This is a genomic window from Sutterella faecalis (genome assembly GCF_006337085.1).
In the GTDB taxonomy this organism is placed as follows: Bacteria; Pseudomonadota; Gammaproteobacteria; order Burkholderiales; family Burkholderiaceae_F; genus Sutterella; species Sutterella faecalis.
On record NZ_CP040882.1, the window covers coordinates 2045711 to 2072130 of the forward strand.

The following is a 26420-nucleotide window of genomic DNA, read 5'->3' on the forward strand; positions in this document are numbered from 1 at the left end:
GCTCCCAACAGGAACGAGTCATGTCGGACTGCATCTTCTGCAAGATCGCTGCGGGTGAAATTCCCTCCAGCAAGATTTACGAGGACGACGACGTCGTCGCCTTCAGGGACATTCATCCTCAGGCGCCGGTGCATTTTCTGATTATTCCGAAGAAGCACATCACGTCGCTTGCCACGGCAGAAGCGGCCGATGAGCCGCTTTTGGGTAAAATGCTTGGCCTGACGCGCACTCTTGCGCTTCAGGAAGGCTGCGCAAACGGCTTCCGCGTGATCATCAATACCGGCCGCGACGGCGGTCAGGAAGTTCCGCATCTGCATGTGCACGTTCTGGGCGGCCCCCGTCCCTGGAAGCGCACGACTGAATTCTGATCTAGGAGTACAAAATGGGTTCTCTTTCCGTCTGGCACTGGCTCATCGTCCTCGCCATCGTCGTTCTCGTCTTTGGTACGGGCAAGCTGAAGAACATGGGCAAGGACCTGGGCGGCGCCATCAAGGGCTTCAAGGAAGGCATGCGCGACGCGGAGGATAAGCCCGCCGACAAGGCTGCTGATCCGAAGGAAATCCCGCAGCAGGCCGCCGCCAAGCAGGCTGACACGATCGACGTCGAAGCCAAGGAAAAGCCGAAGGCCTGATTCCTCGCGAGCCCATGCTGATGCGGAGTCAGGAGACTTCCGGCAGCGGGCTCGATGCCGCAGGCGCTTTTCAGAAGCCCTGCGGCTTTTTCGAGACGCGTGAAGTACTTTCCGCGTCTTCTTATGTGTCGCCAATGGACCGCGGCAGCTCCTCATGAGTTGTCCGCGGCCTTTTGCAGTGAAGAGACGTCATGTTTGATTTCGGTTTCAGCGAAATGATGATCGTCGGCGTTGTTGCGCTCATCGTGCTCGGGCCTGAGAGGCTCCCGCTCGTTGCGCGCAAGACCGGCGAGTGGATCGGCAAAGCGCAGCGCTTCGTCGCGCAGGTGAAGTCCGACATTGATCGGGAGACCGAGCTCTCCGAACTCAAGCGCATTCAGGATGAAGCGAAGAATCTCGCGAACGACGTGAAGTCTAGCGTTGAGGCTCAGGCTTCGAGCATTGAGTCTTCGGTGAAGTCCGTGGCCGATGAGGCCAATGAAGCCGGGAAAGCGGCCGAAACCGCCTTCAATGAAGTGAAGAGCAATGCTGCCGGAACGCCTGCGGAGGCAAATTCGGGCGTGGCATCCGCCAAGGACATCAATGAAGTCTACGGCTGGGGCGACGCGAATACCGACAGCGAAATCATGACGCCCGCCTACGCCTGGAACGAGCCCAAGACTTTTGCGAAGCGCTATCACTCGGGCCCCTCCGTCGACGAGCTCGCGCAGGAGATTGAGCGGCTGCGCCGCGAACTCGGCATGCGCGAAACGACGCTTGGCGGCGCGGGCGGACGGCGCACCGGGATGGCTCCCCGCGCGAAGAGCCTCCGTACCCGTATCTATCGATAAGAGAGAGTGTGAGAAATGACCGATCAGAAGCCGGTGCTTGAGGCGCCTGACGATCCCGCGAACGAGCAGCCGCTGGTTGCGCATCTCATTGAATTGCGCAACCGCCTCATGAAGTCCGTGATCGCGATCGTGGTGGTGTTCGCCTGCCTCTCGCCCTTCATGAAGCAGATCTTCGACTACCTGTCGCAGCCTCTGATGGTGGCGCTTCCGCAGGGGGCGAAGCTCCTCGCAACGGGCGTGGTGGCGCCCTTCTTCGTGCCCCTGAAGGTAACGCTCTTTCTCGCCTTCCTGATTGCGCTCCCGATCGTGCTCTATCAGATCTGGGCCTATGTGGCGCCTGCGCTCTACAGAAGCGAAAAGCGCCTGGCGCTTCCGGTGCTCATCAGCTCCATCGTGATGTTTGCGGTCGGCATGGCCTACTGCTACTTCATCGTCTTCCGGATGGTCTTCCAGTTCATTGCCGGCTTCTCGCCGGATTCGGTGAACTTCGCGCCCGATATCGATTCGTACTTCAGCTTCGTTCTCACGATGTTCCTCGCCTTCGGCCTTACCTTTGAAGTGCCGATTTTCGTGGTGGTTCTGAATCGCGTGGGGTTCGCCTCCTGCACGAAGCTGAAGAAGGCCCGTCCCTATGTGATCGTCGGCGCCTTCGTGATTGCGGCGATCTTTACGCCGCCCGATGCTCTTTCCCAGATTCTCCTTGCGCTCCCGCTTGTCGTTCTTTATCAGGTCGGCATCTGGTGCGTGCAGGCTTTCGGCAAGACGGACGATGAAGTCGAGGAAATGAAGGAAAAGAAGGCGGAGGAAGACGCTGAGGGCTGATAGGCCCTGAAGCGGAAAACCTTTCGTTGCTTCAAGGGAAAAGGCGCCTTAAATCACCCCGGGAACAGGGTGGCAGGCGCCTTTTCTATTGTCTTCTCCGAGGAAAGCGCGCTTCACGCGTCAGCGGCTTCTTTCCTCAAAGTCGCCTTCCTCTTCGGCGGGCGACGGAATGATGGCTTCCTTTTCAAGCGACCCGTGCGGGCGCTGCGAGGCGACAACGTGCTTCGAGAGCGTGCGGTTTCCGCGGAGAATCTTCACCTCTACATCAGTGCCGGGCTTCAGCCGGGCAATGATCTGAAGCAGACGGTTCGCGCGGGCAATGGGCTGGCCGTTCACTTCGAGAATGACGTCAAAGCTCCGGATGTCGGCCTTGGCGGCCGGAGAATTCGGAATGACCTGCTTCACCATGACGCCCGAGCGCACGCGCAGGCTCAGGTCCTGAGCGAGCTCCTGGGAGAGCTGCCGCGGCACCAACCCGATGTAGCCGCGCTCAACGGTCTGGCCCGCCATCATCGCGGGGAGCACTGTGCTCACGATGGAGCTCGGGATCGCGAAGCCGATGCCGACAAAGCCCTCAACATGATCGGGCGAAAAAATAGCGCTGTTGATGCCGATGAGTTCGCCTCTGAGATTGACGAGCGCGCCGCCGGAATTCCCCTGATTGATGGCGGCATCGGTCTGGATGAAGTCTTCGTAATTGTTGAGCCCGAACCCGTGGCGGCCGAGGGCGGAGATGATGCCGGAGGTGACGGTCTGGCCCACGTCGAAGGGGTTCCCGATCGCGAGCACGGTCTGACCCACGCGAAGTTCAGACGAATCGCCGATCCGGATGGCGGGAAGGTCCTTTGCTTTGACCTGAAGGAGCGCGAGATCCGTTTCGACGTCGTTCCCGCGAAGCGTCGCCTCATAGGTGCGCCCGTCGGAAAGCGCAACGAAGATGCTCCGGATTCCGTCGACCACGTGGTAGTTGGTGAGAATGTCGCCGGACGAGGAAACAATGACGCCGCTTCCTAGCGCCTTCAGATGAAGCTCCGGATCCTGATTCCAGTCGACTCCGAGCTCGTCGGCGCGGCTCATGCGGACGGTCTTTCTCGTGAAGATGTTGACGACCGAAGGAGCGGCGATGCTGACGGCATTGCTGTAGTCGCCGCTCATCGCGAGAAGCGCGAGATCCTTTTCGAGCGGATCCTCGGCCTTCGGGGGATTCGGCGCGGGGCTCGGTTCCGGCGCCGGGAAAAAGGTCTTCCAGACGAGTGCGGCTGCGCAGCCCACGGTAACCGCCTGAGCAAAAAGAAGCCAGAGCTGCTTGAGACGTGCCTTTTTAGCCTTTGGCGCTACCATGGTGGTCTAGAAAAGATTTGGCTTTTGAGAAAAGGAGAAAAGAGATGAAGACAAGAGCCCTCATCGAGTTTCTGGACGGCGTCCTGAAGCCCGGAGAATTCAGAGATTATGCTCCGAACGGACTTCAGGTTGAGGGTCGTGAAAACATCTCTTCGATTGTGCTGGGGGTAAGCGCATCGCTCGGGCTCATTGAGGCTGCCGCAGCGAAGGGCGCCGACGCCGTTCTCGTGCATCACGGCTGGTTCTGGCGCGGCGAGGATGCGAGGATTGTCGGCGTCAAAGGGCGCCGCATCCGGTGCCTCATTGAAAACGGCATGAACCTCATCGGCTACCATCTGCCCCTGGATGCACACCCCGAGGTCGGGAACAACGCCGAACTCGCGCGCGTCCTCGGCCTCTCGATCGATACCCGTGCGGGCGAATACGGGCTCCTCCATGCAGGGGAAATTCTCTCGGGCCCCATGACGGCAGCGGAATTCGCGCTGCGCGTCGAAAAGGCGCTTCACCGGAAGCCTCTTCTCGTGGGGCCGGCCGATAAGCGCGTTCACCGCATCGGCTGGTGCTCGGGCGCCGCTCAGGATGAGCTCGGCGAGGCCGCAGCCCTCGGGTGCGATCTTTATCTCTCCGGGGAAATTCGCGAGCACACGACCTTTGAGGCGGTGGAGCTCGGCGTTCCCTATCTTGCGGCCGGCCATACGGCGACGGAACAATTCGGCATTCAGGCGCTCGGGCGCCTGATCAAAGCGACGTTCCCGGAACTCGTCATCGAATACATCCCGCAGGAGAATCCGGTCTGAGGCGTCTGATGCTGTCAGCGGCGGATGCGCACGGCGTCTTTCCCTAAATGCCGTTCAAACGGCAGGAATTGACGCGTCAAATTGAGTCGCAATACATTTATTTACAAAAATGCATTCACTTCTTGGACAGGGATAGTTCATTTAAATTTCATGTTCTTGAAATTGTTACGTAACTAACTTTGGGTACAATTTATATCTTTCGTGCCCGAGGCGCTTTCATCAGGGGAAGGCGTTCCAGAGATCCAAAGGTGGTCCCCGGGGCACTCAGCATCCGCTCAAGGCTAAAAACACAATGATGTATCTCTACTCGGGCCCGACCTGCCCGTTCTCTCAGATGAGCCGCATTCTTCTCAACGAAAAGGGATGCGAATTCGAAGTCAAGTCGGTTGACCTCGACGGCGTTGTGCAGAACGAGGAAGATCTTGCGGTCGTCCGCATGAGCCCGTACGGTGAGCTTCCGGTCCTTACGGAACGCGACCTTCTTCTCTACAACGTTTACGTTGTGAATGAATACATTGACGAGCGCTTCCCGCATCCGCAGCTGATGCCCGCGGATCCGGTGGGCCGCGCCCGCACGCGCCTCTTCCTCCATGTGCTCGAACGCGAACTCTTCCCCCACGTGAAGGTGCTCGAGAACGCCCGCTCGAACGAAGACCGCCGCGAGCTCGCCCGCCGACGCCTGCGCGAAAACCTCGACATCCTCTCGATGCGCGTGGGCGATACGAAGTTCCTCCTCTCGGACGACTTCGGCATGATCGACGTGGTGCTCGCTCCGATCCTCTGGCGCGTTCCCTACTACGGCATTCAGCTTTCCGCCACGGCGACGAAGCTTGAGATCTATGCCCAGCGCCTCTTCGCGCGCCAGTCCTTCATCGATTCGATGACGGCCCAGGAACGCACGATGCGCAAGTAAGGCTTCAACTGTGCATTCCCCGCAAGGGGGATGCACATGCTGAAACCCCATTTTTCTAAACCCGCAACTCATGCGGGTTTCCTTTCAGAGTGTCGAGGATGCCGCCATGAGCAGCTACCAGAATCTTCGGGCGATCGTGATTGACGCCGTTCGGGAATACTGCGCCGAACATTATTTCCGCCCCTACATCTGGGTGGAAGTCGACAGCGCCTGCCGGGTGCCGACGGAATACGTGAAGGACGGGATGATCATTCTCGACATCGACGACGAAGCGGTGCGGGGCTTTCAGATGAATGACGAATACCTCTCCTTCGAAGCGCGCTTCGGCGACGAGACGGATTCGATGGAAATCGTCGTGCCGCTCAACCGCATCGTTCATGTCGCAGCGGCCGAGCAGGCCGTTGAGGGAGCGTCCTTCATGGCGAGCCCGACGAGCCCCGAGCTTCTCGAAAAACTTACGGGCAGCAGCGTTGCGCCGCGGCGCCCGATGCGCATCAAATAACGCATTTTTCTGTATAATCCGCTTTCCGCCTCTTTAGCTCAGTTGGTAGAGCAACCGCCTTGTAAGCGGTAGGTCAACTGTTCGAGTCAGTTAAGAGGCACCAAGACATAGGCCCGGACTGTTCACAGCAGTTCGGGTTTTCTTTTATTTCAATTAATTGCGGTAAATCGCTGCCCGCTATCGTTCGTCTTAGCCCCTCCGGCAGCGTTTTTATCATGTCATTTATCATGGCATGACTGTTAGCCTATGCGCATGTCATCATCCAGCAAGGCGAAATTTTAGGCGCGGTGCAGAGCGAACCTTTCTTCGGGGCAAAAACATCTCCAGTGATAACCGCCAGCCAATACCACTGGCTGCTCTTCGACCAGATCGGCAAGGCGATGGATTCCCTGCGTGAAAGAAATCCGGAGCCGGGTACTCATTATTGGAGACTCGCGAACGGCTTCAGGCACACTACTGCCTGAAACTCCGGAAGAGATCTTGGACGTTCTGACGAACCCTCTATTTTTTAGCTTTTTCGCGGGGTTGAGAGACTCGATCGCGAAAAATCGACCTACTGACTCGAAACCATCCCCCTGCTGTTGCAGCAATCCAACTGAACTTAATATTAGGGTATACCATACACCCCTTAGCAATATAATATTTGCTATTAACTATATGAAATATAAAAGCATACTAGGGTAAACTCTACACATCCTTTTTCACTGAACTTCGTAAGCTCCACGCAGTGCTTTCTCAAGAGCACCGCTCCGGCTCGCGCATCCCACTCGAGTGTGCCGGGGCATCCGATTTAACTTGGAGTTTTAAGTTCATGAACACAAATTTCAAAGTGGTCTTCAACAAGGCGCGCGGCGCTCTGATGGTGGCCAATGAGATCACGTCGAGCGTTCAGGCCAAGGGCACGAAGACTGTTGTTGCGGCGGCTGTTGCTGCGGTGATGGCGGGTGTTGCCGGGACGGCGATGGCAGCGACGGACGCAACAAGCCTTGAGCTCAAGGAAGGTGCCGTCATCACTATTACGGCGGATAAGACTGGTATTTCCGGCGGCTCCGCTATTGTTGACGGCACGGATGCGTATAAGGATCAGACCTTTGTCGATGGCACGTCGCTGACGCTGACCGATGGCAAGTTGGTCCTGACGGATGCGTCCGACACTTGGGACGCCATTGATGGTAAGTCCGGCGTTATTGCTGTTACTGCTTCCAAGGATGCAACTGGTGCCAGTACCTTAACTGTAACGAAGGCACTGGAGCTTGATCAGGCGGATATCAGCCTGACGGTTCATAACGGCAAGGATTCGGGAGCGGACGCCACTGTTTCAGGCGCCTCCATTGCCCTGAAGTCTGGCAAGCTCACGGTTAATGCAACGAAAGCTGAGGGTGCCAATGATGATGGCGCTGGGACTGCTACGGTTTCTGCTTCCGGTGCTGTGACGCTTGGCGTTGCCACTTCTTATAAGGGTGAGAACGAATCGGTTGAAGTGCCGGGCAGCGCTTTTGATCTTGATATTCAAGCAAAAACAGAAATTACTGGCGAGACCGTCACGTATAACAAGGGCGCCGTCAAGAATGCTGCTGACCTTACGCTCAATGGCGCAACTTCAACTACGGTTGCCAAGGAAGTTACCTTTGCCAATACCGGCGTCATTACTCTTTCTGGTGAGACCGTTACGTTTGATGCCGATTACACCACCGCTGAAGGGAATGCCGGCAAGCTGATCGTTGATGGCACAACGACGACCAAGATCAACGGCAACATCACGACCGATTCAATCAAGGTTGGGGCTGCAGAGGCGAAGCTGTCGGACGAAAAGAACACCGTCATTCTGGTGAATGGTGCTGCGTTCGGCGTTGATTCCAAGACCGAGACGAAGACGCTGACGTTTGCGGCTGATAAAGAAGTTTCCATCAGCGGCGGTGTCTTTACGAGTGCAACGACTGCGGTTTCAGCTTCTGGTGCTCAGATTAATGTCACCACGGGATCGGATGAGAATAAAGAAACCGTCTATGCCAATGTGGATCTTGGCGCCATTACCATTGCGGCCGGGAAGACGTCGAGCAATAGCCTGAAGATCACCAATACTGGTGATGCGGATGGTACGAATGCGGTTAAAGCCGCTTCACTGACCATTGCTGCGGCGGATAAAGAAAATGCAAATGCCGGTGCCTTTACGCTTAAGGGCAATATGGAAGTCGGCGCGCTGAGCGTTGCCGCTTCGGGCACGGTGACGGTTGGTGAAAATGCCGACGTTGCCAAGCTGACCCTCACCGGGGCCTCGACTAATGCAGGCACTGTTACCCTCGGAACCGCTGGTGCACTGACCATTGCCAAGGATGCGACGTTTGACAATTCTGTTTCAGGTGCTTCAGTTGCTGGCTCTGGCTCGATCGTAGTTGCCGGTACGCTTACAAACTATAAGGCGGGCGCTACTGCGACCAATGGCACCATTGCTGGTACGACTCTTACCCTTGCGGAAGGCGGTGTTGTTGATTCCAACATGGGTACCGACTACGCTGTAACGACTACGACTCTCGATGGCGGCGTCTTCCAGACGAGCCTGAATGTGCTCACTGACGGTAAGGATCCTGGCGATACAGCCGCAACGGCCCTTAAACTTGAAAAGGCATTTGTCCTCAAGGGCGGCAAGTTCGTTACCCGCGGTACTGAAAGCAAGGATATCGACAGCTTTGTTCTCGCGACTGGCGGCTCTATTGATGTTCAGGAACAGCAGGATCAGAAGTTTGCCTCCATCATGGTCAGCGGCGGCTCATTTGCGGTGACTAACTCGACCGTTGCTGTTGATAATCTGAATGTTCAGGACGGCTCTGCGACGGTCTCGGAAGAAAGTAGCATCAACGTTGGCAAGCTGACTGTTGCGAACGGCAAAACGGTCAACGTCTACGGGAAGCTATCCACCTCTGCGCACGCCCTCGGCCTTCAGGTTTCTGGGCAGGCTTTTGCTGGGGACTCTTCTTCTGGTGCTGGTAGTGTGGCCGCTAATGGCATCACGCTTGGGCAGAATGCCACGCTGGTTCTGACGGACTATGCTGAAACAAGTACAACTATTAAAGACGCTGCTTCACTAGCTTCTCTGACGGCTAAAGTTTCCGGCAACGGCGTCATTGATATTGGTAATGTGACGATTACGGGGCTTGTTTCGGATAAGAACGAAGTAAAGTTCTCTGACCTTGCCTCTATTCAGGGCGTCACGACCAACGGCCTCAAGGCTGCAAAGGTTACGGGCGTGAACAAAGTCACGCATTCAGCTTCCTGGGGCTCGATCGCTCTGGGTGATGGCCTCACTTCCGCCACCGTTAGTGGTTCCACCCTCACGCTGAATGGCGCTGGACAGCTTGTGACTTATAAGCTCCAGAGCGGTACCGAGACGCTGACAAAGCTTGGTGATGTCAGTTTGACGAGCGGCGCCGGCCTTGTTGTTGCGGGTACGTCCAATACCGAAAAGGCCTCCGTCGGAAGCGTGACATCTGCCGACAATACGACTACTTTCCTTGCTGTTGTCGATGGTCGTGATCTGACTGTCGAAGGCGATGTAAAGGTCGCTGAGCTCGATGTCAATAAGGATTCCAAGCTGACCGTTGTTCAGTCGAAGAATGAAGGTGCCGAAGCTCCTGCGGTCGAAGTCAATGATCTTCAGGTTGCCGGCAATTTCGAAGCTGCGGCTTCGAAAGTTGTCGTCAGCAATGACGCCGACACGTATTACGATGGCACAAAATTCAATGAGGTTTCACAGGTTGCTGGTACGGCAGCAGTGAAAGACCTTACCGTGAATGGCGATTTCCTCGTGACGGGCTCTGCTACGGTTATGGGTGATCTGACAGTCGGCGCAGGTAAGAAGGTTTACGTTGGCAACAACGAAGCCGCCGGCACGATGATCGTTGGCAATCTTGCTTCCGGCTCTGTTTTTGCTGACCCGGCTTGGGATGTAGAAGGCGTCACTCACAGCAAGCTCGCTGTGAAGACGGCTGGTGAGGATACGACGGTTGAAGCCGGCCGCAACTCCATCGTTTCGCTCGGCACGACTGATGTCTCTGAAGCTGAATCGCTGCTCTCGAAGTCCGGCTATGTTCTGGCTGATACTCCTCGCGAGGACGACGAAGCCAACGGCGTGAAGGCGGTGTCTGCCATTGATACCCATACGGTCAACTCCGTCCTTTACGTCAACGGCGGCAAGACGGTTGCTGAAGGTGGTGCAGTCAGCTACGCGACGTATCTGGGCAATGCAATTGCTGGCAACGATACGATCGAGCAGCATGATCCCCATGTTGCCGGAATCTATGTAGCTAAGAACAGCATGCTCGCTATTGACCTCAATACGGTTGATACGACCGGTGAGACTGCTGTTTTCGATAAGGACGTTACGCTTGAGCATGATTCCATCCTCTTCCTTGACAACGTTGCGAACGGCAATCAGGTCAAGTTGAGTGCCGGCGAGCTCTCCATGGATGGTGCTGAGGCCGTCTTCGAAGGCGATCTCCTGATGGAAGTCGTTTCCGTGGAAGGCGCCGGCAATGAGGGCAAGTTCGGCATTCAGATGCTGAATAAGGACGATCTCTCCAAGTTCGAAATGGCTGGTCTCGCCGGCTTCGACGCTGCCTACGGCATGTTCGAAGAAGGCAAGAACCTCAACAACAATTCGTCTTCCGCCCAGTTCAACAAGTGGCTCTACTCGACCACGACCTCCCCGGTCTGGCAGAAGTTCTCCGACGGTTCCTACGACGTGAACCTCGCTGACCTGAAGAAGATCACGACGGACGTCGCTTCTCTGGGCGCCACCACCGGCGTTCAGACGCTCACGATGGATGCCGTCAACCAGATGGCCGACACGGTTGCCACCCGCAACAGCATCCTCACGCAGCGTGCTCAGGGCGTCAACGTCTGGGTCGACGTGAACGGCGGCAAGTTCGAAGCCAAGAAGCTCTTTGACGGTGCGGGCTACTCGTCCGACATCTACTCGGGCGTCCTCGGTCTCGACTACCAGTTCTCCTGCAATGCCGTCCTCGGCGCCGCTCTCACGATCGGCACCGCTGATACGGACAGCAAGAACTCGGGCGTTGCTGCTTCGACCGATACCGACTTGGTCGGCTTCTCGGTCTACGCTTCGAAGACCTTCGCCGACATCTGGAACGTTGCGGCCGACATCGGCTACATGAGCGCCTCGAACGACGTGACGACCAATGGCTACGACCACGCCTGGAAGTTCTCGCAGGATACCGATGCCTTTACGGTGGGCGTGCGCGGTGAAATCCTCACGAAGGCTGGCGCCGTGAACATCGTTCCGCACGTGGGTCTGCGCTACACGCAGCTCTCGACCGACGGCTTTGAAGCCGGCTATGTGACCGACATCGACGATCAGAACATCTTCCAGATGCCGGTCGGCGTTGCCCTCTCGGCTGACTTCGAAACCAACGGCTGGACCCTTGCTCCGAAGTTCGACCTCTCGGTCGTTCCGACCTTCGGCGACAAGGATGCTGACCTCAAGCTCGGCATCAACGGCGTTTCCGCCACCGATGACCTTTCGGTCCGCGTGATCGATTCGAACCCGGTGCAGGCGACCCTCGGCATCAACGCTACGAACGGCGACTGGGGCTTCGGTCTCAGCTACAAGTTGGGCGTCGGTTCCGACGAGCGCATGAACAATTCGTTCAACGCTCAGGTCCGCTACGCGTTCTAAGCCTTCATGGCTCTGCCTCTGAAGTCCTTTCAGAGGCAGTAGACGCGAGTGAGTGAGGAGAGCTTGGGACGTCGCAAGACGCCTCGGCCGCTCCTCACCCAAAAGCCTTTTTGAAGAGCCCGTTTCCTCGAATGCGTTTCGGGAAGCGGGCTCTTTTTTACCCTGAAGTTTTTCCAGACTATGGCGATTAAAGGGAAAACGGTGCCGTCGGATGCGTTCCTCTTCACGAAGCGCGAGCGCCCGGATTTTCACTCCCGGGAGACGAGGCTTGCAGCGCTCCGGCTTTTCGAAGCCGGCGTCGGCTACGTCAACGCTTCCGTGAAGCTCGGCATTTCAATGAATACGGTCCGCGACTGGTCGCGCAAATATCGGAAGGGCACCTTTGAGGTTGACGTTCCGGAGAAGTGTTTTTACTACACGAAGGCGGTGAAGCGCCGCATTGTGAAGCTTCGCGCAAAAGGCCTCACCTGGAAGGAGCTTGAGGAAGCAACCGGCGTTTCAACCAGCACCTGCCGCAAGTGGGTGCGGGAGGCCGCAGAGGCAGAGGCGCAGAAAGAGGCCGTCACGGCGGATTCCGTGGAGCGGATGACGCCCGGCCTGCCGATCGTCTGGACGGGAAATACGAAGAGAGAGATTAAGAATGAAGATTGAACGCGTGCGCGTGCACAACTACCGATCGATCATCGATGCGGAAGTCCGGGTCGATGATTACCTCCTTCTTGTCGGTGCCAACAATGCCGGGAAGTCGACCTTCTTCAATGCCATACGGCTTTTCTACGGACAGCTGAAATGGGATTCCAAAACTGATTTCCCTGCCAAGGGTGCAGAGGATAAGAACGCCTGGGTTGAGATCGTCTGCCGCATTAATGAAGCGGAAAATGAAACGCTTTCCACGCAGTATCAGAATCCGGCACGGCGCCTTACGCTGCGAAAGTATCTGCAGGTTGACGAGGGTGCCGAGGAGGATGTTGAGCAGTCTGAAGGAGCTGAGGAGGCGAAATCTAAAAAGTCGAAGAAAGCGGTTGGGTTGATTTATGCCGTCAAGGACGGCAAGGTGCAGTCCACTGCCTTTTACGGCACGCAGAATATCGCCGCAGGGAAGCTCGGGGAACTGATCTACATCCCGGCAGTTGCCAAGACGGGCGACCTCATGAAGGTGACGGGACCGAGTCCGTTCCGGGACATTATGGATGTCGTGGTGGGGAAACGTCTGATTGAGCACAAGGCCTTTGAAGAGGTAACAGGCGCTATTGATAAGCTGGAAGCGCAGGCCTCGGCGTCGGGCGGTCCCTTCCAAACGTTCACCCAGGAATTCAACTCACGGTTCAGCCCTCAGTGGGGAGTCAGCATTGATCTAAAGCTCAGGAAACCTTCTGCAGAAGACATCATCAAGACGATGCTGGATCCGTTCTTTAGGGATCCGTCGCTTGAAAACAGGGCGCTTGATCTTGAGTACTACGGCCAGGGCATGCAGCGGGCGGCAATCAATGAACTCATTGAGATGCTTCCGGAGTATCAAAAGATAAAGGAAGAGGAAAAGAAGAAGGAAAAGGCGCAAGCCGCCGCCCGGAAAGCGAAGGCGGCGACCGCGACGAAATCCAGGGCCAGGGCTAAAAAGGATGATGCCGTCTTCTCGGCGGACTACACGCTGATTCTCTATGAAGAGCCAGAAGCCTTTCTCCATCCGGCCAAGCAGATGGCGCTCGCCGTCAAGCTTCGCACGCTTGGTGCGCAGCCGAACTGCCAGGTAATCGCATCCTCGCATTCGAGCGAGTTCGCGAGCCGCAACGTCAGCACGCTTCACCATATGGCTCGATTTGAAAAATGCGCCGGCGTGTGCCGGGTACGGCAGCCTGAGGCAGATCGGCTTCAAAATGAACTTTGTTGCCTCGCCGGGAAAATCTCAGAGAGCCTGAAGATAACCAAGCCATACGGGACGGATCTGCAGCGGCAGCATCGCGACGAACATTTCTTCTCCGCATGGCTTGATACGGAGCGGGCAGCGATCTTCTTCGCCAATAAAGTGCTTCTCGTGGAAGGGGCGACTGAGAGAGTTCTCTTTGACTATCTGTTGCGCGGTCCGTGGTCTAATTTGCTTGATCAGCTTGGTAATTTTGCTGTTTTAGAGTGCGGCGGAAAATACAATGTGTCTCGCTACATGACTCTCATGCGCGAATTTGGGATCCCGTTCGGCATCATGATCGACGACGATCAGAAAAACGGGGAAAAGAGAAAGGGCGATGCGCCTGATCAAAACGGGCTCAACCTCTTCATAGAAAACCTGAGCCAGGGCCACGATTATCTGGAGCTTCGCTGCGCTCCGCCGGTATTAATCCACGAAAACATCGAAGCCTTTCTCGGAAGCCCAACAGAGAAAGGACTGAGCGGTGAATTCAAGGCTTATGAGATCATTGCCTGGCTTCAGGATGAGGATGATTCCGTCCGGAAACAAGAAAGGATTGAAGCGCTCAAGGTGAAGTTCTGCGAGGCGTTGGGGCTGATCCCCTGATCAGCCTCTCAACCCTTTCATGACGACTCGGGGCGTGCCGGATAAGCACGCCCCGATCTCTAAGAACCCGAAGCCGATCGATCAGGCGGATCGACCGTTCCTTTCCCTCATCAGTCCGCCCGGCGCCCCATCGTTACGCGGTCGTTTCCGCCATAGTCCTTGCGCGTCCGCACGGCGGCGAAGCCGGCATCCTCGAGCATCTGCCGCACATCGTCGCCCTGGTCGTAGCCGTGCTCAAGGAGAATCCAGCCGCCGGGCGCGAGATGCGCCATGGCGCCCGCCGCAATGGTGCGCAGGCATTCGAGGCCATCAATGCCGTCCGTCAGGGCGCCGATCGGCTCGCACTCGAGGTTTCTCAGGTGCTCGTCATCGGGCCGGATGTAGGGCGGGTTGCTGACGATCAGGTCGTAGACGGCGTCGGCCGCCACGGCATCCCACCAGAAGCCTTCGGCAAAAGTAATGGGGGCGTGAAGCGCTTCCGCATTCCCCTTCGCTATTTCAAGGGCGTCCGAGGAGGCGTCGGTCGCCGTTACCGTTGACCCCGGGAGTTCAAGCGCCAGGGTGGCGGCAATGCAGCCGCTCCCGGTGCCGAGATCGATGATCCGGGCTTTGGGCGCCGCAACGAGGAGCGCCTGCTCGATCAGGACTTCAGTGTCGGGGCGCGGGATGAGCACAGCGTCCGTCACATGAAAGTGGCGCCCGTAGAACTCCTGGCTTCCGGTCAAGTAGGGAATCGGGGTACCGGCGGAGCGCATGGCAACGAGGAGGTCGAAGCGCATGATTTCCTCTTCGGAAATTTCGTCTTCGTCATGCGCGATCAGATTCTCGCGCGAGCGCCCTGTCACGAAGCCGAGCAGAATCATCGCTTCAAAGCGTCCGATCACCGGGCTCGCCTTGGCGAGCTGCGCCCGGATGGAAGGTCCGATCTGCGTTTCCTCTGCCATTTTCTCGTCTCCTTCGGGGCTTTAAGCGAGCTGAGCCAGGGCTTCCGCCTGGTGCTCTGTGGTGAGCGCCGTGATGATTTCCTCAAGGTCGCCGTTCATGATGGCATCGAGCTTGTAGAGCGTGAGGTTGATGCGGTGGTCGGTCACGCGCCCCTGCGGGTAGTTGTAGGTGCGGATGCGTTCCGACCGGTCTCCCGAGCCGATGAGCGATTTGCGTTCAGACGCCTCCTTCGCATGCTGCGCTTCGACCTGAGCCGCATAGATGCGGGAAGCGAGAATCTGCATGGCGCGCGCCTTATTCTGAATCTGGCTGCGTTCGTCCTGGCATTCGACCACGAGTCCGGTGGGAAGGTGCGTGATTCGGACGGCCGAGTCCGTCTTCTGAATGTGCTGACCGCCCGCGCCCGACGCACGGAAGACGTCGATGCGGAGTTCCGACGGATCGAGCTTCACTTCCTCAATTTCATCGAGTTCAGGGAGAACGGCTACCGTGCAGGCCGAGGTGTGAATGCGGCCCTGGGTTTCGGTGACGGGAACGCGCTGCACGCGGTGGCCGCCCGACTCGAACTTGAGCTTCGAATAGGCGCCGCGGCCGATGATCCGGACGATTGCTTCCTTGTAGCCCCCGAGTTCGCTTTCGTTGCGGGAGACGATTTCGGTCTTCCAGCCCTGGTTCTCCGCGTAGCGGAGATACATGCGCAGAATATCGCCCGCAAAGAGCGCGGCTTCGTCGCCCCCGGTGCCCGCACGGACTTCGAGGAAGATGTTCCTTTCGTCGTTGGGGTCCTTCGGGATGAGTTCGAGCCGAAGCGCCTCCTCAAGGTGCTCGAGCGCAGCCTTCGCTTTTGCAATCTCTTCCTCAGCGAATTCCCGCATCTCGGGGTCTTCAGCGAGCTCCTCGGCCGTTTTGAGGTCCGCTTCCGCGCTTTCGTACTGGGCGAGCTTCATCGCGACCGGTTCGATTTCGGTGCGTTCGCGCGAAAGGTCGCGGAACTTATTCATGTCGGCAGCGGTTTCCGGAGCCGCAAGCATGCGGTCGATTTCCTCGAGCCGTCGGGAGAGTGCGGAGAGTTTCGAGCGGACGGTGTCGTTGAGCATTTCTTGGGGTGAGAAAGGATTCAAAAGCTAGGGGTGTGTCAAACCGATGTGAAGGATAGCGGTTTCAGGAAAAACGGGCGCGTCTTTCATGCGCATCGGGAAAAAGCAAAACGGGACCCGCAAGAGGTCCCGTTCTGTTGAATGCTTCGCGCTTTCTTCCTTATCGGTCGTGCCGGCGGTAGAAGCGGTCGAGCATGCGCTCCATCAGATCGCGGTCGTCGGAGGTGAGGCCTTCGCCGTTTCTCAAAAGAATCGTCGGATCGTGAAGGAGCTTGTTGGTGAGGCCATGGGCGAGCATTTCAAGCACCTCTTCGGGCTTGTCGCCGTGATGGAGGTGGCGGAGCGCCCGGGAGAGCTCTTCGTCCCTCAGGTAGTTCGCGCGGTCGCGAAGCGACTGAATGGTGGGAACGGCGGAGCGGAGCTTCAGCCACTCCACAAAGTCCGCCACGCGCAGACCAATGATCGTTTCCGCCTGAGAGATGGCGGCCTGACGGGACTGCTTCCCTTCGCTCACGACCTTCCCGAGGTCGTCGACCGTATAGACATAGACGTCGTCGAGGCGCTCAACTTCAGGTTCCACATCGCGCGGAACCGCGAGGTCGACGATGAACATCGGACGATGGCGGCGCTCGGAAATCGCGCGCTCGATCATGCCGAGGCCGATGATGGGGAGCGCCGAAGCCGTGCAGGAAATGACGATGTCGTAGTTGCCGATCGTTTCGGGGAGCTCGGAGAGCGGAATCGCATCGGCATGCACCGTGCGCGCAAGCGTCTGGCCGCGTTCGACCGTGCGGTTTGCAATCGTGATCGACTGAGGGTTCTGGGCGGCAAAGTGCGCCGCGCAGAGTTCAATCATTTCGCCCGCGCCCACGAAGAGGATCCGCTCCTTCGAGAGGTTCCCGAAAAGACGAAGCGCAAGGCGGACGGCCGCCGCCGCAAGACTCACCGAATTGGCGCCGATGGCGGTCGCCGTGCGGACTTCCTTCGCCACCGTAAAGGTGGTCTGGAAGAGGTGATTCAACATCACGCCGAGGCCGTGGCATTCGCGCGCAATCTTTTCGGCCTTCTTCATCTGGCCGACGATCTGCGTTTCGCCCAAAACCATCGAGTCGAGGCCCGAAGCCACGCGGAACGTATGGTGCGCAGCCTCCTCCTGCTCGAAGGTGTAGATGTGGGGTTCGAGCTCGGAGCGCTGAACGCCCTTCTTGTTGGCGATGAAGGAAAGAATGCTCTCTTTCGCGGCGCCTGTATCCTCGCAGGCGACGTAGAGCTCCGTGCGGTTGCAGGTGGAAAGCACAGCGGCTTCATGAATGCCGCCCTGGGGCGTGCCGCTGAAGCGCTCGAGCATATGCGCGATCGTCTCGGCAATTTCATCCGGTCCGAAGGCGACGCGTTCGCGGACGGAAAGCGGAGCGGTCGTATGGTTGAGGCCTAAAGCGAGAAGCTGCATTTCGAGGTGCTGCCGCAATGAGCACTCCGGGCGATGAGGTCGGCCGGAGCCTGAAACGGCGAAAAGGTTATTCTTTGAAGAAGTCTGCGCATTATAGGTTGCTAAATGTTTCGCAAGCCTTAAGGTGCAGAGCCGATTGATCTCTAAGGCTTTTTGATGGTGAAAACAGATCCAGACGGAATGGCTACCGAAATGAGGAGGGAAGCGATGCCGGATTCGTCCGAAGCGCTTCATGCGATTGCCCGTGAAATGCGCGCCTTGGTCAGAAGGCGCGGCGCGCTCTCTGCCGCTGCCGCCGTGCTTCCCGTGCCGGGCGTTGATATCGCAGTGGATGCGGCAACCTTTGCCGACATGCTGATGAGAATCAACCGGGCATTCCAGTTGTCGCCCGAGCAGATTGAGAAGCTCCATACCGATGAGCGGCTTGCGGTGCTCGCGGCCCTCTCGCAGGTGAGCGCCCTCTTTGCCGGCCGCTACGTGACGAGTGCGGCGGTGCTCACGGTCGTGAAGCAGTTCGGATCGCGCTGGATCACCGGAAAGGTTGCAAAATGGGTGCCCATTGCGGGCCAGGGTGCAGCCGCAGCGCTTTCCTACTGGACGGTCGTCAAGCTCGGCGACGCCCACATTGACGAGTGCATGCGCGTGAGAGACCGCGTCCGGGCGCTTCTTGCCGCGCCCAAAACTTCCGGCCGCGCGCCGGGTGCCTGATTTCTTTTTCGATGGAATTCCTCATGACAGAATTTTCCGACTTTGCTTCCGCCGGCCGAGACATGGCCGCACTTGTTCTCTTTTCGGGCGGCCAGGATTCCACGACGTGTCTCGGCTGGGCGCTCGAGCGCTTCGGGCGCGTCGAAACCGTGGGCGTCGACTACGGACAGCGCCACCAGGCCGAACTCGTCTGCCGCGGAAAAGTGCTTGAAAAAATGCGGGCGATGAAGCCCCTCTGGGCCGAAAGGCTTGGGGAAGACCATATGCTGAGTCTTCCCGTGCTGGGCGAAGTGGCCGACTGCGCGCTTACGGACGAACGCCGGATCGCCTTTGAATCGTCGGGGCTTCCCAATACCTTCGTGCCGGGAAGAAACCTTCTTTTCTTTACGCTTGCCGCAGCCATTGCCTATCGCCGGGGAGCGCGGGTGCTCGTGGGCGGCATGTGCGAAACAGACTATTCGGGGTATCCGGACTGCCGCGACAACACGCTGAAGTCTCTTCAGGTCACGCTCGCCCTGGGGCTCGATGCGCCCATCATTCTTGAGACGCCGCTCATGCGCCTCACCAAAGCGGAAACCTGGGAGCTTGCCCAAAGGACGGGCGGAGACGAATTCGTGAAGCTCGTGCGCGATGAAACCCATACCTGCTACATGGGCGACCATGAGCACCATCACGCATGGGGCTGGGGATGCGGCGAATGTCCCGCCTGCCGTCTGCGCGCCAAGGGCTGGGAAGAGTGGTCCGGCAGCAAGCGCTTCTGACGCATAGAAAAAGCCCGCAGAACCATTCGGCACTGCGGGCTTCAAGCATTTCTGGTGGCTAGGGACGGAATCGAACCGCCGACACGCGGATTTTCAATCCGCTGCTCTACCAACTGAGCTACCTAGCCACGCGCTGCATTTTCTGCCTTTCCGGTCTTTCACCTGAACCCCATCCGTCTTTTCTCAAAGGAAAAGTGAATGGTGGCTAGGGACGGAATCGAACCGCCGACACGCGGATTTTCAATCCGCTGCTCTACCAACTGAGCTACCTAGCCGCAAAAAATGTCAAGGGTGCAATTATATGAATGGAGGCGAGGATTTGCAAGACGGGATGTGCGGCAGGGGAGAGAGCGGCAGAAAAATACCGTAAATGCGTGAGGACTCATGCGCCGGATTCCTGCGCGCTTTCAGATTCAGCGAAGGCGAGATTGGCGATAATCCTTCGAAAATCTTTGTCCTTATTTCCGAGTGGAGCGACCCTCTTCGTCATGACCGCGTCAATCAAGCATTTTGCCGCTGCGGCCCTTGCCGCCCTTGCGCTTCTTTCCGGTGCCGCTCAGGCCGACGAGCAGTCGGTGCGCGACCAGCTCATGAAGAATACGGGGCTCAAGGCCGACAGCATTCGTCCGGCGCCGATTCCGGGCCTCTGGGAAGTCTTCATTCAGGACCGGCTCTTTTATGTCGACGACAAGGTGGACTACGTTTTCTCGGGCTCCATCATCGACACCAAGACGCAGACCAATCAGACGCAGGAGCGTCTGCGCGAATGGGCGCGCGAAAGCTGGAGCAAGTGGCCGCGCGAGGATGCCGTGAAGCAGGTCTTCGGCGACGGCTCGCGCGAGGTGATCGTCTTCTCGGACGCCAACTGCACGTACTGCCGCTCGATGGAACGGGTCTTTGAAGAGGTCGGGAACCTGACCGTCTACACCTTCATCACGCCGATGATCCGGGGCGAGCAGAATAACCGCGAGATTGTCTGCAGCAAGAATCCCTCGAAGGCCTGGGCCGACTGGATGCGCAAGGGCATTGCGCCCGAGAGCGCGAGTCCCGACTGCGATGCTTCCGTGATGCGCCGCAACCTGTCGCTTGCCGGCCGCTACAACGTGACGGGAGCGCCCACCTTCTTCTTCCCGACCGGGGACCGCATGACGGGCGCCGTTCCCGCTTCGCAGTTTGAAAGAATCCTGGCCGAGCAGAAGAAATAAATTCCTGCCGGAGGCCTCTTGAGAAGAGGCGGAAAAGCAAAAAGGCATTCGGGTTGTCCGGATGCCTTTTTGCTGGATGCCTGATTCATCTCACCGCGGCGCATGAGCGTCGCCCGGGAGAATGTCTTCGGGGGCGAGTCCCTTCGGAACCAGCACCCAGGCGCGCACGCGGCTCTTCTGCCGTCCGGCGGCTTCGCCCGCCTTGTCGCCGAAGCCCCAGAAATAATCAAAGCGCAGAACGCCCCGGATGGCGCCTCCCGTATCCTGAGCGATGACGGGGCGCGCGAGGTGAAGCTGCGGCCGGTCCTGCTCCGCATCAATCACGAAGGGCGTGCCCAGACGCCAGCGGTTCGGGTCGACAGCCACCGACGACTGCGGCGTGAGCGGAACGCCCTGAGCGCCGACGGGCCCGAGCGCCGGGTCTCCCGAGCGCTCCTCAAAGAAGATGAAGCTCGGATTCTGTGCGAGCGCTTTTTTGACCTTGCCGGGGTTGGCCTTCGCCCAGGCGCGGATTCGCTGCATGGAGAGCTCATGAGATTTGAGTCCTTCCTCGCGGATGAGCCAGCTGCCGATTGAGCGGTAGCGCCAGCCGTTCTGGTCGGCAAAACCCACGCGCATGAAGCTGCCGTCAGGCAGTTCGATTCTCCCGGATCCCTGGACCTGAAGGAAGAAGGCGTCGACCGGGTCGTCTACCCAGGCAATCGCCCATTTTTCCAGGTCTCCTCTTTCCTGAATGATCCCCCGCTGGTCGTAGGGCACGACCCGGCGGCCGTCGAGCTTTCCGCGAAGGCGCTTTCCCTTGAGTTCAGGGTAGAGCTCGGCGAGATCAATGATGAGAAGATCGTCCGGAACGCCGTAGATCGGATACGCATTCTTTCTGTCGCGCACTCTGCTCCCGTGAAGGAGCGGCTCGTAGTAGCCCGTCATGAGACCCGCGTCCGTCCGCGCTTCGCCTTTGCCGGGAACCTCAACCGCCCAGGGCGTGAAGTTTTCGGCAAAGAAGGCCTCCGCGCGTTCGGGGGACTCCCATTTCGCCTTGGCGCAGATTTCGCTCCACGGGGCGCTCGAGAGCCGCGTGCAGGAAAGATTGAAGGCGGAAAGCGCCTCGCCCCAGGCGCCCGATGGCGCTTTGGGGAGCTTCTCAAATGCCTCTGCCCTGAAGGTCGTTCCGAGCGGTTTCTTTTCGACAGGGGTCTCTACGGTCGTACAGGCCGAGAGAAGCCCGAGGGCAGCAAGAAGGGAAAGTGAGGCGAAGCGTCTCACTCCGGGGAGAAGTGCGCGGGAGTTGAGATGAAAAGCCATGAGGCACTCGAAAAGACCGGAAGGAAAGATTGAAAGAGAGAAGTCTAACCGTGCTGACGGAAAGGCATGCTTTCCATGAAGCCTCATCAGGCTTTTCCAGCCCGAGCGCAGATATACTGAAGCCGGCTTTGGGAGAGCCGGGTCAAGAGACCGCCCGGCGCCCCGCGCCTTTTGCGGGGCCGGGGCTCTCCTTTCACCTCAAAATTCTTTTTCTCCGGAGGCTTCTTCATGCGCACCTGCCGCATTGCTCCGTCCATTCTTTCTGCGGATTTTGCGCGTCTTGGCGAAGAAGTTCGCGATGTTGCCGCTGCCGGCGCCGACTGGATTCACTTTGACGTGATGGACAACCACTATGTGCCGAACCTCACGGTGGGCCCGCTTGTGCTGAAGGCGATTCGTCCGTACGTATCCCTTCCGATCGACGTTCATCTGATGATTGAGCCCGTGGATGCATTGATTCCGAGCTTCATTGATGCAGGCGCGGACATCATTACGTTCCACTGCGAGGCGACAAGGCACATCGACCGGTCGCTGCAGCTTATCCGCAATGCCGGGAAGAAGGCGGGGCTCGTCTTCAATCCCGCGACGCCGCTCTCCTACCTTGACTACGAGCTCGACCGCATCGACGTGGTGCTCCTCATGAGCGTCAATCCGGGCTTCGGCGGGCAGAGCTTCATCGAATCGACGATTGAAAAGACGATGGCGCTGCGCGAGAAGCTTGACGCCTATAAGGCGGAGACCGGACGCGAGATTGCGCTTGAGATCGACGGCGGCGTGAAGCCCGGCAACATTGCCCGCATCGCTTCTGCAGGCGCCGATACCTTTGTGGCCGGTTCCGCCGTATTCGGCGCCGGCTCGCCGGAAGGCTACGCGAAGGTGATCCGCAGCATGAAGGAAGCCGTTGCCGCTCTTGGAGACCGTTCATGATCCGCGCAGTCTGCTTTGATCTCGACGGGACGCTGGTGAGCTCCCTCCCGGAGATCGCCGAAGGCGTGAGACGCCTCGCCCTGAAGGAAGGCTTTGCGCCGGTGCCCGATGAGGTCGTCGCCGTCATGATCGGCGGCGGCGTTCGCGTCCTGGTTGAGCGCCTCATGCGCTGGTGGAGTGCGGGCGGAGCAGATGTCTCAAAAGTGTCCGAAGATCAGCTTTTGAAGGAGCTCGTGGAAATTTGGTCCGGCATGGACGGAAGCCGCATTGCGCTGATTCCGGGGGCGTTTGAGGGCGTGGCGAAGCTTAAGCAAAAAGGCATTGCCGTCTGGCTCGTCACCAATAAGGAGGAGCCGCTCGCGAGGGCCTTCCTTGCGGAGCGCGGACTTGGAGATGCCTTTGACGGCGTGATCGGCGGGGGCGGCGCTGCGCGGCCCAAGCCCTGGCCCGACATGATCGAGCGCGCCATGAAGGAAGCAGGCGTCGCGCCCGCAGAATGCGCCATGGTCGGCGACAGCCGGAATGACGCACTCGCCGCGCGCGCTGCAGGCGTGCGCGCGCTTCTTGTGGAGTCAGGCTACAACGAAGGCATTCCGCTTGCCGCCTGGGCAAAAGCGGAAGGATTTACGGAAATTTTCCCGGATACCGGCCGGGCATGCGCCCGGCTTCTGAAGGAGCTCGAAGCATGCTGAAGGCGCTTTTGGGATTTGCGCTTCTTATTCCGTTTGCCGTTTCTGCGGCCCCGCAGAAAGAGCCGCCGACGGCGGATGCGGTGGCGCAGTGCTACAGCGCCATTCAGGGCGACAACCAGGAAGCGCGGGGCAAATGCCTCGCGATGGAGCTCGAGATGGTGCAGGCGACATATAAGGACGTCACCGACCGGGTGGCTTCCTATGCGAAGGCGCTCGACAAGCCTTCCGGTACCCGCACGCGCTGGAATAAGTTCATTCTTTCCGGACAGAGCTTTGAGACATTCGTGAAGCGCGAATGCGATTTTGTCGGCATAACGACGAAAGGCAACAAGCGCGTTGAAGCGAATGCTGAGCTTGCCTGCAGGATCGGCTACTACCGCCTGAGAACAAGCATTCTCACCAATCGTCATTTGAGTCAGTCGAGCTACTGATGGAATTTGCCAGATCCGATCTTTCTCCCGAGGGTCTTACCGGCCGCTGGAAAACGCTTGTCGAAGATTTTCTCGCGTCGCCGGAAGGGAGCGCACTCGCCATGCGTCTCCAGGCGGAAAAGCGAAACGTCTATCCGCCTCATGCCTTCCGGGCGCTTGAACTCACGCCCTTTGAGTCGGTGCGCGCCGTGATTGTCGGGCAGGACCCCTACCATACGCCGGGGAAGGCCTGCGGACTTGCGTTTTCGGTGCCGGCGGGAGAGAAGCTTCCGCCTTCGCTCAGAAACATCTTCAAGGTGGCGGCCGAGGGCGGTTCCGTGCGTACGAAGGGCGACCTCACGGACTGGGCAAAAGCGGGCGTCCTTCTCATCAATCCTATTCTGACGGTTGCAGAGGGGCGGCCCCTCTCGCATGCCGGCTGGGGTTGGGAGCGGCTCACGACGGAAATCATCCGCACGCTTTCCGATGAACGCGAGGGACTTGTCTTCTTCCTCTGGGGAAAGCCCGCTCAGAAGCTTTTTCTCCCTCTGATTGACGAAGGGCGCCACAAGGTATTGACGGCGTCGCACCCGTCGCCCTTGTCTGCAACGCGGGGCGACGATGCCTTCATGAAGTCGCGCATCTTCGCAAAAGCCAATGAGTGGTTCGCGAGTCGAGGCGAACCACTCATTGACTGGAATGGAAGCGAAGAAAAGGAGACTCAGCCTTCGCTCTTCTGAATGGGAAGAATGCGCTTCGGAAGAAGTTCAAGGAATTCCGGGGCGCAGCGGGACTTCAGGTCGAGGACGCCGGAAAGCAGTCTCGGCCCCCGGAAGAAATGAATCTTCACCTTGCGGCCGCGGGCGCGCTCGATCTGACGCTCAAAAACGCCTGCGTCCGTTTTCTCCTCGTCGACGGCAATAATTTCGTCGCCCGCGAAAAGCCCGGCCGCGAATGCCGGAGATGAGGAAACGACATATCCCGCCGTCACGCGTCCTCCTTTCTTCCCGGGGTGGATGCCGGCGAGCCTCAGTGCGGCCGGGACGGTCGGGTCGACCTCCGTCTGAAGACCCTCTCGATTGAGTGCTGCTTCAATGGCGTCGATCCAGAACGATCGATTGCCTTTTTCATAAACGAGCTTTCCGAGGAGCTCGCTCAGGTCGACATGGATGAGCGATTGAATGAGTGCTCCAATCCCGCCGTCGGGAAGTCCCCGCCAGGTCCCCTGACGGATCTCGTCAGCCGCAGACCGGTACCAGGCCCGCAGGAACGACTCGAGCGATTCCTTGTTTTCCGTGAGGCGCCTGATTTCCGAATCCAGAAGAAGCGCGGCCAGCGCGCCCTTTGTGTAGTAGGAGATCTGCGAATAGGGGGAGTCTTCCGTCTGCCGGTAGAGCTTTACCCAGGCATTGAAGCTCGCTTCGGCGAGCGTCATGGCGTCAAAGCCTTCGCGCGTGAGCGCGAAATTCATGCGTTCGGCCAGGTGCCTGAGATAGACCTCTTCGGAAATGACGCGGGCTCTTCTTGCGAGAAGGCTCTCATAGTAGGAGGTGAAGCCTTCAAAGATCCAAAGGTCGTGGGTGTACTCCTCCCGCGAAAGATCGTAGGGGAGAAAGCCGGAGGGCTTCAGGCGCTTCACGAGCCAGGCGTGAAAGTATTCATGCGCGACGAGAATCAGAAATTCGACGTAGCGTTTGGGTGGTTCGGCTTCACCTGCTCCGGGGAGCGCATTCACGTCTTCGAGGAGCACCGTGCCGGCGCTGTGCTCGAGACCTCCGTAGAGGCCGGGCTCAAGATGGAGGTAGAGCATGTAGCGGGCGAAGGGCGCCCGGGGCTCTGCCGTCTCCCTGGGGTCGTTCCAGAAGCGGATAGCGGTGTCGAAGATTTTCCTGAGGTCTGCGGCAATCCGCCTGGTGTTAAGGCTTGACGCTCCCGTGATGATGATTTCATGCGGGACGCATCCGGCTTCTATGGTAAAGATCGTCGCCTTTGCGCCTCTTTTGGGCGTCAGCACGAACGGAGAGTCGAGGAGCTCGTCGAGCGTTTTGGCCTGCCATGAGATCCCGTCAGGGGTCTGAAGGGCATCGAGTGCTGAATGCACGTCCCAGTCCTTTGCATCAAAGGAGACGCTCAAGGCAGCATCCGCCGGCATAGAGGCCGGGTGAAGAAAGAGTGCGGGCGGGTTGATGAATCCGCGGTCAGAATCGAGCCAGGCGTCGTGAATGCCTTTTGAATAGGCAAAAACCGACCAATGAACCTCAATGCGGGAAAGATCCGGCACCTCATCCGCGAGAAGGCGCCATTCGGACTTCTCGATCTGCTCGAGCTCAATGCGAACGCCGGCGCATTCTGCATGAATGTCTGATACCCGTCCGGAATATTCGCGAAGCACATAGCTGCCCGGCGTCCAGACCGGCATCTCCAGTTTGAAGCTTTCTTCCTTGAGGTGAGAAAGATCGAGCGGGAGCGTCACGTGATAGCGGTGATGGAGCGGATCCGGCGTAATGCGGTAGGAGAGCTGCATAAGGGGTGTATTCAAGAAAAAAACAAAATATGGATTAAGGCCAGGCATTCAGTCTAGGGCAGCGAGCGAGGTGTTCCTGAAAATATTTTTTCGGGACTCTTGACAAAGCGTGAAATGCTCTTCATAATTCGCGTCCTGCTTCGGAAACGAGGCAGCAAAAAAGAAGCGCTTCAGAAGCAAACTAAAAGATTTCTTCCAGAGTACTTGACAAAAGGAAACGACTTCTATATGATTTCGATCCTTCGCTGATCAAACAGCGAAAAGTTCTTTAAAAATCAGATTCAACGAACCGATAAGTGTGAACATCGGAAAGCTTGAGGCGCTCGCTAAAGAGCGTCGGAATTTCACGATTCCGAAGACTC

Annotated in this window: 23 protein-coding genes and 3 tRNA genes; 18 read left to right on the top strand and 8 right to left on the bottom strand. The window is 58.2% G+C overall.

Translation table 11 applies throughout. The features are described from left to right. Positions 1-20: 20 nt before the first annotated feature. From FG381_RS08620 to tatC, 4 genes are all read left to right on the top strand, one after another. Entirely contained in the window at positions 21-368 is a 348-nt protein-coding gene (locus FG381_RS08620) for a histidine triad nucleotide-binding protein (RefSeq protein ID WP_139688439.1), read from the top strand. Positions 369-382: 14 nt separating this feature from the next. Beyond that, positions 383-631, top strand: coding sequence for a Sec-independent protein translocase subunit TatA (tatA, locus tag FG381_RS08625; protein ID WP_139688440.1), 249 nt, complete (start codon positions 383-385; stop codon positions 629-631). Positions 632-822: 191 nt separating this feature from the next. Then, positions 823-1461, top strand: a complete 639-nt coding sequence (gene tatB / locus FG381_RS08630; RefSeq protein WP_139688441.1) for a Sec-independent protein translocase protein TatB — start codon at positions 823-825, stop codon at positions 1459-1461. A gap of 15 nt (positions 1462-1476) precedes the next feature. Continuing rightward, positions 1477-2283: a twin-arginine translocase subunit TatC gene (gene tatC / locus FG381_RS08635; protein ID WP_139688442.1), complete on the top strand. Its 807-nt coding sequence runs from the start codon at positions 1477-1479 to the stop codon at positions 2281-2283. 120 nt (positions 2284-2403) lie between these two features. On the opposite strand, the gene FG381_RS08640 is transcribed toward tatC, so the two are convergent. Next, positions 2404-3624: a S1C family serine protease gene (locus tag FG381_RS08640; protein WP_139688443.1), complete on the bottom strand. Its 1221-nt coding sequence runs from the start codon at positions 3622-3624 to the stop codon at positions 2404-2406. Positions 3625-3668: 44 nt separating this feature from the next. On the opposite strand from FG381_RS08640, the gene FG381_RS08645 reads away from it, so the two are divergent. The 7 genes from FG381_RS08645 to FG381_RS08675 all read left to right on the top strand — a co-directional run bounded on the left by FG381_RS08645 (position 3669) and on the right by FG381_RS08675 (position 14037). After that, the gene (locus tag FG381_RS08645; RefSeq protein ID WP_139688444.1) at positions 3669-4421 is read left to right on the top strand and encodes a Nif3-like dinuclear metal center hexameric protein; all 753 of its coding nucleotides are present in this window, start codon (positions 3669-3671) and stop codon (positions 4419-4421) included. Positions 4422-4713: 292 nt separating this feature from the next. Continuing rightward, positions 4714-5334 (top strand): glutathione S-transferase N-terminal domain-containing protein, encoded by a 621-nt coding sequence (locus FG381_RS08650; RefSeq protein WP_139688445.1) that lies wholly within the window; start codon positions 4714-4716, stop codon positions 5332-5334. Positions 5335-5440: 106 nt separating this feature from the next. Further along, the gene (locus tag FG381_RS08655; protein WP_139688446.1) at positions 5441-5836 is read left to right on the top strand and encodes a ClpXP protease specificity-enhancing factor SspB; all 396 of its coding nucleotides are present in this window, start codon (positions 5441-5443) and stop codon (positions 5834-5836) included. Between the two features lie 27 nt (positions 5837-5863). After that, positions 5864-5939, top strand: a tRNA-Thr gene (locus FG381_RS08660). Positions 5940-6647: 708 nt separating this feature from the next. Next, a complete protein-coding gene (locus FG381_RS08665) occupies positions 6648-11528 on the top strand; it encodes an autotransporter domain-containing protein (protein ID WP_139689179.1) in 4881 nt (1626 codons plus the stop codon). A gap of 180 nt (positions 11529-11708) precedes the next feature. Further along, positions 11709-12179: a helix-turn-helix domain-containing protein gene (locus FG381_RS08670; RefSeq protein ID WP_139688447.1), complete on the top strand. Its 471-nt coding sequence runs from the start codon at positions 11709-11711 to the stop codon at positions 12177-12179. Next, on the top strand, positions 12169-14037 hold the full coding sequence (locus FG381_RS08675; RefSeq protein ID WP_139688448.1) for an ATP-dependent nuclease: 1869 nt from the start codon (positions 12169-12171) through the stop codon (positions 14035-14037). The genes FG381_RS08670 and FG381_RS08675 overlap by 11 nt, the downstream gene beginning before the upstream one ends. A 110-nt stretch (positions 14038-14147) precedes the next feature. On the opposite strand, the gene prmC is transcribed toward FG381_RS08675, so the two are convergent. The 3 genes from prmC to hemA form a co-directional block, all read right to left on the bottom strand. Continuing rightward, complete coding sequence (gene prmC / locus FG381_RS08680) at positions 14148-14981, bottom strand: peptide chain release factor N(5)-glutamine methyltransferase (protein ID WP_139688449.1); 834 nt, start codon at positions 14979-14981, stop codon at positions 14148-14150. Between the two features lie 21 nt (positions 14982-15002). After that, the gene (gene prfA / locus FG381_RS08685) at positions 15003-16079 is read right to left on the bottom strand and encodes a peptide chain release factor 1 (RefSeq protein WP_139688450.1); all 1077 of its coding nucleotides are present in this window, start codon (positions 16077-16079) and stop codon (positions 15003-15005) included. Positions 16080-16239: 160 nt separating this feature from the next. Further along, entirely contained in the window at positions 16240-17529 is a 1290-nt protein-coding gene (gene hemA, locus FG381_RS08690) for a glutamyl-tRNA reductase (RefSeq protein ID WP_139688451.1), read from the bottom strand. A gap of 207 nt (positions 17530-17736) precedes the next feature. Here hemA and FG381_RS08695 point away from each other — a divergent pair, with 207 nt between their 5' ends. Together FG381_RS08695 and queC are read left to right on the top strand one after the other, a co-directional pair. Then, positions 17737-18237 carry a hypothetical protein gene (locus FG381_RS08695; RefSeq protein ID WP_228025628.1) on the top strand — a complete coding sequence of 167 codons (501 nt, stop codon included), beginning with the start codon at positions 17737-17739 and terminating at the stop codon, positions 18235-18237. Between the two features lie 23 nt (positions 18238-18260). Continuing rightward, positions 18261-18998: a 7-cyano-7-deazaguanine synthase QueC gene (queC, locus tag FG381_RS08700; RefSeq protein ID WP_139688453.1), complete on the top strand. Its 738-nt coding sequence runs from the start codon at positions 18261-18263 to the stop codon at positions 18996-18998. A 52-nt stretch (positions 18999-19050) separates the two neighbouring features. Here the strand turns inward: queC and FG381_RS08705 are convergent. Continuing rightward, positions 19051-19126, bottom strand: a tRNA-Phe gene (locus tag FG381_RS08705). A gap of 71 nt (positions 19127-19197) precedes the next feature. Further along, positions 19198-19273 (bottom strand) — tRNA-Phe (locus tag FG381_RS08710). Positions 19274-19486: 213 nt separating this feature from the next. On the opposite strand from FG381_RS08710, the gene FG381_RS08715 reads away from it, so the two are divergent. Next, entirely contained in the window at positions 19487-20203 is a 717-nt protein-coding gene (locus FG381_RS08715) for a DsbC family protein (RefSeq protein ID WP_139688454.1), read from the top strand. A 90-nt stretch (positions 20204-20293) separates the two neighbouring features. Here the strand turns inward: FG381_RS08715 and mltA are convergent, their stop codons facing one another. Next, a complete protein-coding gene (gene mltA, locus FG381_RS08720) occupies positions 20294-21505 on the bottom strand; it encodes a murein transglycosylase A (protein WP_139688455.1) in 1212 nt (403 codons plus the stop codon). Positions 21506-21733: 228 nt separating this feature from the next. On the opposite strand from mltA, the gene rpe reads away from it, so the two are divergent. Genes rpe through ung form a run of 4 tightly spaced genes read left to right on the top strand, consistent with a single transcriptional unit; the run spans position 21734 to position 24274 of the window. After that, positions 21734-22432 carry a ribulose-phosphate 3-epimerase gene (gene rpe / locus FG381_RS08725; RefSeq protein WP_139688456.1) on the top strand — a complete coding sequence of 233 codons (699 nt, stop codon included), beginning with the start codon at positions 21734-21736 and terminating at the stop codon, positions 22430-22432. Next, positions 22429-23124 carry an HAD family hydrolase gene (locus FG381_RS08730; protein WP_139688457.1) on the top strand — a complete coding sequence of 232 codons (696 nt, stop codon included), beginning with the start codon at positions 22429-22431 and terminating at the stop codon, positions 23122-23124. Before rpe ends, FG381_RS08730 begins: the two co-directional genes overlap by 4 nt. Beyond that, positions 23118-23555 (top strand): DUF1311 domain-containing protein, encoded by a 438-nt coding sequence (locus FG381_RS08735; RefSeq protein WP_139688458.1) that lies wholly within the window; start codon positions 23118-23120, stop codon positions 23553-23555. Before FG381_RS08730 ends, FG381_RS08735 begins: the two co-directional genes overlap by 7 nt. Beyond that, positions 23555-24274, top strand: a complete 720-nt coding sequence (gene ung / locus FG381_RS08740) for a uracil-DNA glycosylase (protein WP_139688459.1) — start codon at positions 23555-23557, stop codon at positions 24272-24274. Before FG381_RS08735 ends, ung begins: the two co-directional genes overlap by 1 nt. On the opposite strand, the gene FG381_RS08745 is transcribed toward ung, so the two are convergent. Next, positions 24256-26058, bottom strand: a complete 1803-nt coding sequence (locus tag FG381_RS08745; protein WP_165697857.1) for a M61 family metallopeptidase — start codon at positions 26056-26058, stop codon at positions 24256-24258. The two genes, ung and FG381_RS08745, sit on opposite strands and share 19 nt — an antisense overlap. Positions 26059-26420 lie beyond the last annotated feature (362 nt).